Annotated in this window: 10 protein-coding genes and 3 tRNA genes; 10 read left to right on the top strand and 3 right to left on the bottom strand. The window is 52.9% G+C overall.

Going from position 1 to position 12,460, the window contains the following annotated elements; translation table 11 throughout:
- Positions 1-382: 382 nt before the first annotated feature.
- The 6 genes from truA to LVJ78_RS04525 all read left to right on the top strand — a co-directional run bounded on the left by truA (position 383) and on the right by LVJ78_RS04525 (position 6,953).
- The gene (truA, locus tag LVJ78_RS04500) at positions 383-1,198 is read left to right on the top strand and encodes a tRNA pseudouridine(38-40) synthase TruA (RefSeq protein ID WP_132953770.1); all 816 of its coding nucleotides are present in this window, start codon (positions 383-385) and stop codon (positions 1,196-1,198) included.
- Between the two features lie 327 nt (positions 1,199-1,525).
- On the top strand, positions 1,526-2,155 hold the full coding sequence (locus LVJ78_RS04505; RefSeq protein ID WP_132953769.1) for a phosphoribosylanthranilate isomerase: 630 nt from the start codon (positions 1,526-1,528) through the stop codon (positions 2,153-2,155).
- A gap of 422 nt (positions 2,156-2,577) precedes the next feature.
- Positions 2,578-3,780 carry a tryptophan synthase subunit beta gene (gene trpB / locus LVJ78_RS04510; RefSeq protein ID WP_132953768.1) on the top strand — a complete coding sequence of 401 codons (1,203 nt, stop codon included), beginning with the start codon at positions 2,578-2,580 and terminating at the stop codon, positions 3,778-3,780.
- A gap of 462 nt (positions 3,781-4,242) precedes the next feature.
- Positions 4,243-5,193 carry a tetratricopeptide repeat protein gene (locus tag LVJ78_RS04515; RefSeq protein WP_132953767.1) on the top strand — a complete coding sequence of 317 codons (951 nt, stop codon included), beginning with the start codon at positions 4,243-4,245 and terminating at the stop codon, positions 5,191-5,193.
- Positions 5,194-5,306: 113 nt separating this feature from the next.
- On the top strand, positions 5,307-5,579 hold the full coding sequence (locus LVJ78_RS04520) for an ACT domain-containing protein (protein ID WP_132953766.1): 273 nt from the start codon (positions 5,307-5,309) through the stop codon (positions 5,577-5,579).
- Positions 5,580-5,591: 12 nt separating this feature from the next.
- Entirely contained in the window at positions 5,592-6,953 is a 1,362-nt protein-coding gene (locus LVJ78_RS04525) for a PFL family protein (RefSeq protein WP_132953765.1), read from the top strand.
- 586 nt (positions 6,954-7,539) lie between these two features.
- Here the strand turns inward: LVJ78_RS04525 and LVJ78_RS04530 are convergent.
- Positions 7,540-8,619 (bottom strand): ATP-binding protein, encoded by a 1,080-nt coding sequence (locus tag LVJ78_RS04530; RefSeq protein ID WP_132953764.1) that lies wholly within the window; start codon positions 8,617-8,619, stop codon positions 7,540-7,542.
- 318 nt (positions 8,620-8,937) lie between these two features.
- Positions 8,938-9,022: transfer RNA gene (locus tag LVJ78_RS04535), tRNA-Leu, on the bottom strand.
- A 264-nt stretch (positions 9,023-9,286) separates the two neighbouring features.
- Between LVJ78_RS04535 and LVJ78_RS04540 the strand changes: the two genes are divergently transcribed.
- From LVJ78_RS04540 to LVJ78_RS04555, 4 genes are all read left to right on the top strand, one after another.
- Positions 9,287-9,964 (top strand): hypothetical protein, encoded by a 678-nt coding sequence (locus LVJ78_RS04540; RefSeq protein WP_132953763.1) that lies wholly within the window; start codon positions 9,287-9,289, stop codon positions 9,962-9,964.
- The gene (gene ribA / locus LVJ78_RS04545; RefSeq protein WP_132953762.1) at positions 9,957-10,553 is read left to right on the top strand and encodes a GTP cyclohydrolase II; all 597 of its coding nucleotides are present in this window, start codon (positions 9,957-9,959) and stop codon (positions 10,551-10,553) included. Before LVJ78_RS04540 ends, ribA begins: the two co-directional genes overlap by 8 nt.
- Positions 10,554-10,741: 188 nt before the next feature.
- Positions 10,742-10,817, top strand: a tRNA-Val gene (locus LVJ78_RS04550).
- A gap of 11 nt (positions 10,818-10,828) precedes the next feature.
- Positions 10,829-10,905, top strand: a tRNA-Asp gene (locus LVJ78_RS04555).
- Positions 10,906-11,314: 409 nt separating this feature from the next.
- Here the strand turns inward: LVJ78_RS04555 and LVJ78_RS04560 are convergent.
- On the bottom strand, positions 11,315-12,352 hold the full coding sequence (locus LVJ78_RS04560; protein ID WP_132954952.1) for an IS630 family transposase: 1,038 nt from the start codon (positions 12,350-12,352) through the stop codon (positions 11,315-11,317).
- Between the last annotated feature and the right edge of the window lie 108 nt (positions 12,353-12,460).

A 12,460-nucleotide genomic window follows, 5' to 3' on the forward strand; every position in this document is an offset into this window, starting at 1 on the left:
ACCAATCCAAAAAAATAACCTAACTTCGTTGTCTCGCCTTGCCGTACTATCTGTACTGTCGCAGGCTTCCGCCTTGTTAACTTCCTTTTTTGAATTGGTATAAAACAGCCAAACGGCAGAGCCGCAGACAATCTTCCGACTTGCAAGTGTTGTGCTTGAAATCTGAAGCAAAGGCCGTCTGAAAGGTTTTCAGACGGCCTCGCATGTAATATTTATCATGGCTTATTTATTTGGCTTGACGTAAGGCGTGAAGCAAAATGCAGCCGAGCGGCGGTGCCGGCGGACAGGTTTTCCGCTGTGCCATCCGGCCATATTCCTTGCCGCGGTAGGATGGTGCGCATGATTCGCGATATAATGGCCGCTTTACTTTAAAAGCGCTGCCATGCCGCTCGAACACACACTGCCGCCCGTTCAACGTTGGGCGTTGACCCTCTCGTATGACGGCAGCCGCTTTTACGGCTGGCAAAAGCAGGCCGGCGGCGTGGCTACCGTGCAAGCGGCGCTGGAGCAGGCTTTGAGCCGCATTGCATGTGCGCCGATGCACACCATTGCCGCCGGGCGCACCGACACCGGCGTGCATGCCACCGCGCAAGTGGTGCATTTCGACACCGCGGCCGAGCGCAGCGAGCAGGCATGGATACGCGGTGTGAATGCACATTTGCCTGAAGGTGTGGCGGTGTGGCGGGCGCAGCGTGTGGATGCGCGTTTTCACGCGCGTTTTGATGCATTCGGCCGCCGCTACCGTTATGTGTTGCAATCCACGCCGGTGCGCCCGCCGCTGCTGTTGGGCAAAGTGGGCTGGACGCACACGCCGCTTTGCCTGGCTGCGATGCAAGAGGCTGTGGCGCTCTTGGTGGGCAAACATGATTTTTCCAGCTTTCGCGCTGCGGCCTGCCAGGCCAAATCGCCTGTCAAAACGCTCTACAGCGCTTCCTTGCAAGGCAGCGCCGATCTGATGGCGCTGGATTTGCACGGCAATGCTTTTTTGCACCATATGGTGCGCAATATTGTCGGCGCGCTGGTGTATGTGGGCAGCGGGCGCATGAGCGTGGCCGGGTTTGCCGCTTTGCTGGCCGAAAAAAGCCGCTTGAAAGCGCCGCCCACTTTTATGCCCGACGGCCTTTACCTCACCGGCGTGGATTACCCGCCGGAATGGGGCGTGGCCACGCCGCCGCCGCCGGAGTGGCTGTGGTTTTGAGTGAGATAGGCCGTCTGAAAAGGTAGCGAGTGGGGTGCGGGCGGCAGTGCGTTGAAACAAGTTCGACTGGGAGCAATAGCCGGCAGAAAACGACCAGCCGCCTTCGGGTGGCTGTGAGTTGAAACCAAGCAGAATATGCGGGTTCGATCCCCGTCAGCCCCAGTCGCCTTCGGGCGGCTGTGCGTTGAAACAATGATTTGGATGAAGTGCTTGCTACGCAAAGCTTTGGGTTGAAAGAAATAAGAAACAATCCTTTCAGACGGCCTTTTACCTTTGTAGCAAAATGATGGTCAGCCGCCTGCGGGCGGCTGCGAGAGTGGATATATTATGTCGAAAATCCGCACCAAAATTTGCGGCTTCACCCGCCCCGAAGATGCTGCCGAAGCCGCCCGGCTCGGCGTGGATGCGGTGGGGCTGGTGTTTTATGAAAAAAGCCGCCGTTTTGTAACGATTGAAGCTGCGCAGGCGGTGGTGCGCGCTTTGCCGCCGTTTGTGAGCGTGGCGGCTTTGTTTGTGAACGAAACCGAAGCCCGTATCCGTGAAGTGTTGCGGCAGGTGCCGGTGGATATTATCCAGTTTCACGGTGATGAGCCGCCCGAATTCTGCCGCCGCTTTGAGCGCCCTTATCTGAAAGCCGTGCGCGTACGCCATGCGCAGGATATTGCCGCTGCGGCGGCTGAGTTTGCCGATGCCCGCGCGCTTTTGTTGGATGCTTATGTGGAAGGCGAATATGGCGGTACAGGGCAGCGCTTCGATTGGCAGATGCTGCCGGAAAATTTGAGCGGCCACTGGATATTGTCGGGCGGGCTCACGCCTGAAAATGTGGCTGAGGCGCTGCGCATTGCCGGTGCCGACGCCGTGGATATTTCCAGCGGCGTGGAAAGCGCGCCGGGGGTGAAATGCCCGCAAAAAATGGCGGCTTTTATGGCGGTGGTGCGGGAAGCGCAAAAGCAATGAGGAAAGTTTGATTAAGCATATATCGCTTTTTCGATTATAGTGTAATGCAAGAAAAAGGGACACGACTGCATTCTGAAACAGCGTGGGTTGGGTTGCGAAACCCAAGGTTTCAGACGGCTTGTGGATTTGTTGGGTTTTCAACCCAAGCTACCCGCCGCATCACTTTTTTTATGCAGGCCACTATATAAGATTCTTGAGCTCGATATTCGGTTTTTAAGGCCGAACACTTAGCGTATATGCACTTGTTCTTCGAGCAGGCGTCGGATTTAAGCATCCCACCTACACAACTGCACAGCCGGCGGCTCTGTTTTGTGAAACGTTTTGCAGCACGCAGCCGCCGCGCAATAAAGGGCGCATTTTCTATTTTCAGACGGCCTGTTTGGAAAAGGCCGTCTGAAAAGCTGATTTTCAAAGGACAAAACATGAAAAATTATCATTCTCCCAACGAGCAGGGTTTTTTTGGCGAACACGGCGGTGTGTATGTGTCGGAAACATTGATTCCGGCGCTGCAAGAATTGGCCGATGCTTATCGCGAAGCCAAGCAAGACCCTGATTTTTGGGCAGAATTTCATCATGATTTGCAGCATTATGTCGGCCGCCCCAGCCCGGTTTATCATGCGCAGCGCCTGAGCGAGCATTTGGGCGGCGCACAGATTTATCTGAAGCGCGAAGACCTCAACCACACCGGCGCGCATAAGGTCAACAACACCATCGGCCAGGCTTTGCTGGCGCGGCGCATGGGCAAAAAACGCGTGATTGCGGAAACCGGCGCCGGCCAGCACGGCGTGGCTTCGGCCACGGTGGCGGCGCGTTTCGGCATGGAATGTCATGTGTATATGGGGGCGGACGATATTCAGCGTCAAGCACCCAATGTGTTTCGGATGAAGCTGCTCGGTGCCAATGTGGTGGGCGTGGAAAGCGGCTCGCGCACGCTCAAAGATGCGATGAACGAAGCCATGCGCGAATGGGTGGCCTGCGTGGATGACACGTTTTACATCATCGGCACGGCGGCGGGCCCCGCGCCTTATCCCGAGATGGTGCGCGATTTTCAATGTGTGATCGGCAATGAAGCGAAAACGCAAATGCTCGAAGCCATCGGCCGCCAGCCCGATGTGGCCGTGGCCTGCGTGGGCGGCGGCTCCAATGCCATCGGCTTATTTTATCCTTATATCGAAGAGGCGGGCGTGCGCTTGGTGGGCGTGGAAGCGGGCGGGCATGGTGTGGACACGCACGAGCATGCCGCACCGATTACCAGCCACGCACCCATCGGTGTGTTGCACGGCTTTCGCAGCTATTTGATGCAGGATGACAACGGCCAGGTGCTGGGCACGCATTCGGTGTCTGCCGGCCTCGATTACCCGGGCATCGGCCCCGAACACAGCCATTTGGCCGACATCGGCCGGGTGGAATATCACGCCGCCGATGACGATGCGGCCTTGGCGGCTTTTGATTTGCTGTGCCAATACGAAGGCATTATCCCCGCGCTCGAAAGCAGCCATGCGCTGGCGTGGGCGGTGGCCGAAGCACCGAAGATGGGCAAAGAGCAGGTGATTTTGGTTAACCTTTCCGGCCGCGGCGATAAAGACATCAACACCGTGGCCAAGCTCAAAGGCATCGAGCTGTAAAGGTTTCAGACGGCCTTGTGATGAAGCAGGCCGTCTGAAACCCAACCTAAAAATAACCTATAGTGGAATGCAAGAAAAAGTGATACAAAACTATGCACTATAACGGCGTAGCTTGGGTTGATAAACCCAACGTTTCATACCAATCCAAAAAAATAACCTAACTTCGTTGCCTCGCCTTGCCGTACTATCTGTACTGTCGCAGGCTTCCGCCTTGTTAGCTTACTTTTTTGAATTGGTATCAGACGGCCTGTGGGTTTGTTGGGTTTTCAACCCAACAAACCCGTGTTGTGTCACTTTTTTATGCATTCCACTATAACTACGTTGCACCTTGCCGCAGTATCTTTATTGTTTGAGGCTCGCCGCCTTGTTATCTTATTTTTTAGGTTTGGTATAAGCTTACTTTTTTTGAATGGCATGAGGCCGTCTGAAATTTTAATTTAAACCGCTAAAGAAAGGAGGCGCATGATGTTGCGCTGCATAGAATTCAAACCCAAACACTATATTTTCCAATACACACCCAATGAAAGCGCGCCCTCGGATATCGATGCGTCCGAATATTTCGATGCGGTGCAAGATGAATATTGGGAAGCGTGGGAACAGCTGCAAGCTGAGGATATCAGTGAGCAAGAAAAAACGATGATGGTGTTTTCTTTAGATGCCGTCAACCAGCAAAAGTTGCATGTTTTCTGCCAATTGGCGCCTGACGATATCGATATCTTGCTTGGTGCTTCCGAAGTGGCCGCCAATGTTGGCACGCAAATCAATTTTCTGCGGCTGGCGGTTGAAGCCGGTTATCAGGCTTTGCCGGATGATTTCAACTGGAATACCTGCAAGCTGCCCAATAGCGAAGAGAATGAGTTGTTTCTGTTGGCTATGTCGCAGCTGGCCGAAGCTTATTTGGAGATAGAAGCGCATTGGCATCAGGCTGAAAAGCTGCTGCTGCGGCTGAATAAAGTGTGCCCTGAATCTGATTTGGGCACAGACCAGCAATTGCTGCGCCTCTATCAAACGATGGGTGAGTGGCGCAAAGCGCAAGCCGTGTGCAAAAGAAACAAAGGCGAGCATTTGGTGTTGTTCCGTTATGGGCAGGCCTTGTCGCACATCATGCTCGAGCAGCAAGATCAGGCGCGCAAACACTTGGCCGCTGCCGTGGCTGCCATGCCCGAGGCGGCAGAAATTTTGCTGCGCCAGCCTTCGGAAGAAGAGTTGGAGGCCGAATATGATGCGGCACTTGAAGAAATGGATGCCGACTTGGAGCGGTTTGAGCTGGAAGACGAGCGGGAATGGGCTGATGGTGAAACGCCGCTCAACCGCAGCCGCTTGGCCATGGTAACTTATTGCCAAGATTGCGGCCATCTTTGGGCAAAAGGGCGGCCGGCCGAAATTTTGGTAGAATTGGCATTGCGGCGTTAATTCTGTAAAGCTTTATTTATATCAAAACGTTTTCAGACGGCCTCTTTTATTATTCAAGGCCGTCTGAATATATTCTAAAACATTAATCTCAAATCAATCAGGAAAGCGCAAAAATGAGCCATTCAGTGATTACCGTGATCGGCAAAGACCGCATCGGCATTGTTTACGACGTGTCCAAATTATTGGCCGACAACCGTTTGAATATCGTCAACATCAGCCAGCAGCTGATGGATAATTTCTTCACCATGATTATTCTGGTCGACACCGCGCAGTGCCCGAAAAGCCGCCAGGAAATGCTCGATTTGTTTGCCGCAGAGGGTCAAAAGCTGGCGCTGGATATCCGCATGCAGAATGAAGACATTTTCAACGCCATGCACCGCATTTAAAGGATTGAACACATGAGCACCCGCATTCAGTCCAACGAAATCCTCGAAACCGTCAAAATGGTGGCCGACCAAAATTTCGATGTGCGCACCATCACCATCGGCATCGATTTGCACGATTGCATCAGCCCCGATATCGAAGTGTTAAACCAAAATATCTACAACAAAATCACCCGCGTGGGCAAAGATTTGGTGCAAACCGCCAAGCATTTGTCGGCCAAATACGGCGTGCCGATTGTGAACCAGCGCATTTCGGTAACGCCCATCGCCCAAATTGCCGCCGCCACCGGCGCCGACAGCTATGTGAGCATTGCGCAAACGCTCGATCAAGCCGCCAAAGCCATCGGCGTGTCGTTTATCGGCGGCTTCTCCGCGCTGGTGCAAAAAGGCATGTCGCCCGCCGATGAAGTGCTGATCCGCTCAATTCCCGAGGCCATGCAAACCACCGAGATTGTGTGCAGCTCCATCAACATCGGCTCCACCCGCGCCGGCATCAATATGGATGCGGTGAAGCTGGCGGGCGAAACCATCAAACGCACCGCCGAAATCACGCCCGAGGGCTTCGGCTGCGCCAAAATCGTGGTGTTTTGCAATGCGGTGGAAGACAACCCGTTTATGGCCGGCGCGTTTCACGGCTCGGGCGAGGCCGATGCGGTAATCAACGTGGGCGTGTCCGGCCCCGGCGTGGTGAAAGCAGCGCTGGAAAATTCAGGTGCGCAAACGCTCACCGAAGTGGCCGACGTGGTGAAGAAAACCGCGTTTAAAATCACCCGCGTGGGTGAATTGATCGGCCACGAAGCCAGCAAATTATTGGATATTCCCTTCGGCATTCTCGATTTGTCGCTCGCCCCCACGCCGGCGGTGGGCGACAGCGTGGCGCGCATTCTCGAAGAAATGGGCCTGAGCGTGTGCGGCACCCACGGCACCACCGCCGCCCTGGCTTTGCTCAACGATGCGGTGAAAAAAGGCGGAATGATGGCCAGCAGCGCCGTGGGCGGCTTGAGCGGCGCATTTATCCCCGTGTCGGAAGACGAAGGCATGATTGCCGCCGCCCAAAGCGGCGTGCTCACGCTCGACAAGCTCGAAGCCATGACCGCCGTGTGCTCCGTCGGCCTGGATATGGTGGCCGTGCCCGGCAGCACCAGCGCCGCCACTCTTTCCGGCATCATCGCCGATGAAGCGGCCATCGGCATGATCAACAGCAAAACCACCGCCGTGCGCATTATTCCCGTGCCCGGTAAAGATGTGGGCGAGAGCGTGGAATTCGGCGGCTTGCTCGGCTATGCGCCGATTATGCCGGTGAAAGAAGGCTCGTGCGAAGTGTTTGTCAATCGCGGCGGCCGCATTCCCGCGCCGGTGCAATCGATGAAAAACTGAGCGCTGCGCACATTTCATCTGTGGGCAGGGTTTTGAGCCAAAATATCGCCGCGCGATAAAATGCAAACAGACCCTATGGGTCTGTTTGCATTCGTGATCCAAATCTCTTTGATGCCGTCTGAACGCCTGCTAAGTTTTGATCTGAAGTGGCTTTCAGACGGCCTTTTATACCAAACCTAAAAAAAGCAAGACAACAAGGCAAAAGCCTGCGACAGCGGGTAGGTTGGGTTGATAAACCCAACAAATCCACAAGCCGTCTGAAATGTTGGGTTTATCAACCCAACCTACGCTGTTGCTAAGTTTTCATCTGAAGTGGCTTTCAGACGGCCTTTTATACCAAACCTAAAAAAGCAAGACAACAAGGCAAAAGCCTGCGACAGTACGGCAAAGCGGGATAACGCAATTATAGATGCGGCAATTAATTATTGAATATTCACATCCTCTTACCCGCAGCAGAAACCTGTTCCCTCTCCCGTGGGAGAGGGCTAGGGAGAGGGCAACAAGCCTTTGGCTTGTTTGCCGGCATCTGAAAATGTTCAATATTTAATTGCCGAATCAATAGATTATTTTTTAGGCTTGGTATTGTTTATGCATTTTCCAAAATCCACATTTTCAATAACGGATTGTTGATTTGCCATTTATCGGCGGTGTTTTTGCTGATGAGGTCGTGCCGCTCAAGCCGCCTGATGGCGCCTTGTGTGCTGCTGGTGCTGATTTCGCCGATGCCGAGCGCGGCGGCGTATTTTTGGCGGCTTTCATGGCTGTAGGGGCTGCTGTCGTCTGTGCCGGCTATGTCCTGCATGATGGCTTTTTCCAAAGGTTTCAATTTCTGCCATACGCCTGATTCTGTGTTTTGTGTGTTCATCTGCGCTATGCGGTTGTCGGCAGCTGCATCAAGCGGTAAATCGGGGTTGATAATCATGTCTTGGATGATGGCGCGCATATACATGGGCGTGTGGTTTAAGCGCTCAAACATGCGGTATAGGTCGGTTTTGTTGATGCTGTTGCCCGTGCGGCTGTGGTAGATGTCGGCTAAAAAATCGGTGAAATCTTTGCCGAGCAAGGGAAAATCCAATGCGTGTGCAAAGTGGAAAAACGGGGCTTTACTGTTGTTGAACATGGTTTTCAGGCCGTTGGTGCTGCTGCCTGTGAAGATGGTTTTCACGTTGTCTTGGTGAATGTCCAAGCCGGTGCGAAGCGAGCGGATAAGCCCTGCCGCGCCGGTGAAACGCGCCAGCTCCTGCACTTCATCCAGCAAGAGCAAAGTGGGGCGGCTTGTATTGGCTATGGCGCTGATGAGCTCGGTAATGCTGAATGTGGGCGCGGGGGCGTTTTCCCGCTCTATGCCCAAGCCGAAAGCTTCGATTTTGTTGATTTGGCTGATAAACGATTTGGCTTTTCCGCCGGTTTGAATGCTTTGGGCAAATTGTTGTAAGGCCGTCTGAAAACGCTCGGGGATATTGCGGTCATCGGCCATGAATGAGAAGTAAAAGACATTAAAGCCGTTTGCTTCTGCCAGCGGTGCAACGTCTTTCAGCAGAAATTGCGTTTTGCCCATGCGGCGCGGTGCAAACAATGTGAATGCGTGTGTGATGCCGCCTTTCAGGCTGTTTACCAACTTTGCGGCATATTCCGGGCGGTGGAAATATAAGGGATCGGTTTGCATGGCTTTGGATGATATTTAAATGCTGTTAGCTATGATTATACATAGAATGGCTGATTATACGAATTGTGTATAACGATGTATAACCGCCATCGTTTGCCAAACGGCTAAAGTTTTGTTTATTTAATGTGTTGCCGGCTATACAGAAATAGCAGAAGTAGCAGATGAGCAGCGCAACGACTTGGCAGAATGGCAGGCTTACGGACGGGTGGTTGAGTAAAGATTAGCTTGTAAAAAAAGCCGCCAATTTGGCGGCTTATTAAAATAAGTGTCCCTGTTTCGTCCCGGATTTCTGTAAACCATTGATTTATATAAATTATGTGGTGCGGACGGAGAGACTCGAACTCTCACACCTCTCGGCGCCAGAACCTAAATCGGGTGCGTCTACCAATTTCGCCACGTCCGCATGCTTTTGGGCAAGCGCTTAATTATACCAAAAGCCGGGTTAAATGAAAAGGTGCTGCGGGCTTGAAAAGAAAGCTGTGCGCCCATAGTTTAAAGCGTTATTCATCAAAGGCCGTCTGAAACTTTTCAGACGGCCTGTATGCCGATTCAAAAGAATAAGCTTATAAGGCCGGTGGCGCAGGCCGTGCAGATGGCATGGTAAGGCGAGCCAATGCAGCAAGGTTGTTTTTTTTGAATCGGCATCACACAGAAAGAGAAAGCGTTTATGTCAGCTTTATTGGTGCAAGATTATCTGCAAACACAAGGTTTGCAATTGCCGCAAGATGAGGTGCTGGTGGCGCTGCGTTTGGCGCAGGCGGTGATCAGCATGGGTGCGGCTTCGGTTGAACGCAGTATTTTATGGTATGCCAATGACGAGGCGGTGCTGGCCGAACATATTGAAGCGGATGCGGGCAGCGAGGCTTTGTTGAAGCAGATTTTTATGGCGCTCGATTCGGCATTTGAGCGCGCGCCTTGTCAAAGCGCGGTGGTGTACGGCCTGATGCCGTCTGAAAATGAAAACACCACACCTTATTTGTTGCGCTTGGCGCAGCAGGGCGCGGCCTTGGCGCAAGTGCTGCTGCTGGATGAGGCACATGCGTGGACGGATCTGCCCAGCCGCACGGCGCAAACGGGCTGGCTGAATCTGGTGCAGGATGTGCCGCACTGGCTCGCGCTGGATGAGCTTCGGGGTGAGCAAAACCTGCGTAGCCAAAGCCAGATGTCGCTGCCGATTTGCTTGGAAAACGGCGCGGTGCTGGGCGTGTTGCAGCTGGAGCATGCCGGGAAAAACGGGTTTGATGAGGCTGCCCAAATTGTGTGGGTGGGGCTGGCGCTGGCTTTGGCCGCGCCGCTGCAAGCCTTGCTGCGGCCTGAAAAAGAAGAGGAGACGCAGGATGAATAAGCCGTTGAAATTTGTGGCCGCCTGCCGCCTGCCCACAGAGTGGGGCGTGTTTACCTTGCACGGTTTTGAAGAAGTGCGCAGCGGGCAGGAGCATGTGGCGCTGAGCATGGGCGATATCGGCAGCGATGCGCCGGTGTTGGCGCGGGTGCATTCCGAATGCCTCACCGGCGATGCGCTTTTTTCGCAAAAATGCGATTGTGGCCCGCAGCTGCAGGCGGCGATGCAGGCGGTGCAGCAGGCGGGGCGCGGGGTGATTGTGTATTTGCGCCAAGAAGGGCGCGGCATCGGCCTGATTAATAAAATCCGCGCTTATCAATTGCAAGACCAGGGGCTGGACACGGTGGAAGCCAATGTGGCGCTGGGCTTGCCGGTGGATGCGCGCGATTTCACGTTGGCCAAGCATATTTTCGACCATTTGGGCGTGCGCTCGGTGAAGCTGCTCACCAATAATCCGCAAAAAGTGCAGGTGTTGGCCGATGCCGGCATCAATGTGGCCGAACATGTGCCGCTGCATGTGGGTGAAAATCCGGAAAACGAGCGCTATTTGCACACCAAAGCGGAAAAACTCGGCCATTGGTTTGATATTTGACCGAGCCGATATTCAGACGGCCTGTGAGGCTGATTAACAGGCCGTCTGAAAGGTAAAATTTTAAAAATAATTTTATTTTTGTTTCAATTGTTTGCAATAAATCTGAAAAAATATCGGCCAAAAGGCTTGCGCCGCCGGCCGGATTTTGGTTTAATTCCGTTCTCGCAGCGATGAGCGCGAAAGAAAACGGGTGATTAGCTCAGTTGGTAGAGCGTCTGCCTTACAAGCAGAATGTCGGCGGTTCGACTCCGTCATCACCCACCATTTTTTTGTGCGGAGTGGTAGTTCAGTTGGTTAGAATACCGGCCTGTCACGCCGGGGGTCGCGGGTTCGAGTCCCGTCCACTCCGCCAACCAAAATAAAAAAAAGCACCGATTTTTCGGTGCTTTTTTTTATTTTGGTTGGATGATTTGTGCGAAAACGCTGGCTAGGGGCTATTCACAATTCATCCGCGCGTAAGATTTTAAGCGCAAAAGCGCGTCTGCAAGGCGGCGGGCCGCAGATAGTGCAATCCGCACGGCAAGGCAGGTCAATGCAATAAGGTTGTTTCAATAAGGTTGTTTAGGGTGGGTAGGATTTCGTGATTATCAAACAGGCCGTCTGAATGTTCAGACGGCCTATTTGTGTTGGCGAAAATGCAAAAGCGCGGCGTGGTTGCGCTCAGAAATAGGGCGCTGCTGAAATAATTTTATATTGGCCAATATTGCTTTCGTAAAGAATGAATTAATGCTTATTGATTCGGCAATTAAATATTGAAATGTTTATGCAGCATACTTCACCTTCGGATCTCTAAAATACGCAGCCACCCGTTGAGGATGGTTCTCCAGCATCCGCATATGATTCTCCGTTGCCTGCTTCAGTTTCGCTTTTGTACGATGCTGAACACGCGAGCCCAGTGCTTGTTTCAAATCCGCATTCAACCGTTCATCAGGGTTCAGCTCCGGGCTGTAACTGGGTAAATAAAACACTTCGATCTTCTCTTTATGCTTTTCCAACCAGGCTTTGACCGGCTTGCTGTGGTGAACCCGCAGGTTATCCAGTATCAGGAAGATTTTCTTACCGGCATCTTTGATTAATGCTTCCAGAAACTCAATCAGCTTGTCGCTGTTGAATGCATCTTCCACAATCATCCAGCGTGCCTTGCCCTGGTTGGTCACCGTTGAAATCATCGAAAGTTTATGCCGTGTCCCGCCTACGGTATAGGCTACCGGCGTTTGTCCTTTGGGCTGATAACCCCGCCCGCGTACATCGGTATTGACTACCGCTGTTTCATCACCCCAATGGATTTCCGCTTTTTCGGCTTTTGCCCGTTTGGCGATATCGGGATAGGTTTCCTCCAGCCATTGCTTCACTGCTTCGGGACGTTGCTCGTAGGCGCGCCGGATGGGTTTTTGCGGCGTAAACCCCCAGCGCTTGAGGTATTCGCCTACCGTACGTACCGGCAATTCGATAGCCAGCTCTTGCTTGATCAAGGCCATAACCGCCGCCCGAGTCCATAAGGCGAAGTCCATTTTCATCTGCTCGGGGCGCTTTTCACAGATAAGGCGCTGTATGTGGGCTTCCTGCTCTTCACTCAGTTGGCGGCAACTTCCTGATGGGCGTCCGCGCTTTTTGGGTGCCAATGCTTTGATGCCGTCTGCTTCGGCGATTTTGATGGCTGAGCGCGCGGTGACATGACCCATGCCGAGCATTTCGGCGATTTGCTCGGGTGTTTTGCCCTGTTTGTGCAGTCTGACTGCTTGCTTGCGCCGTTCGAATTGGGCTTCGGCTGCAAGTTTTCTTCCGTCTTCTTTTTCCATTGGGGAGAAATGGGGATTAATGTTGAAATTTCAATATTTAATTGCCGAATCTATAGATGCATTAAGTCAAAGACAAAGTGAACATTTTGTATTACATTCACATTGCAT

Origin of the sequence: Uruburuella suis (genome assembly GCF_022870845.1) — a bacterium.
Classification (GTDB): domain Bacteria; phylum Pseudomonadota; class Gammaproteobacteria; order Burkholderiales; family Neisseriaceae; genus Neisseria; species Neisseria suis.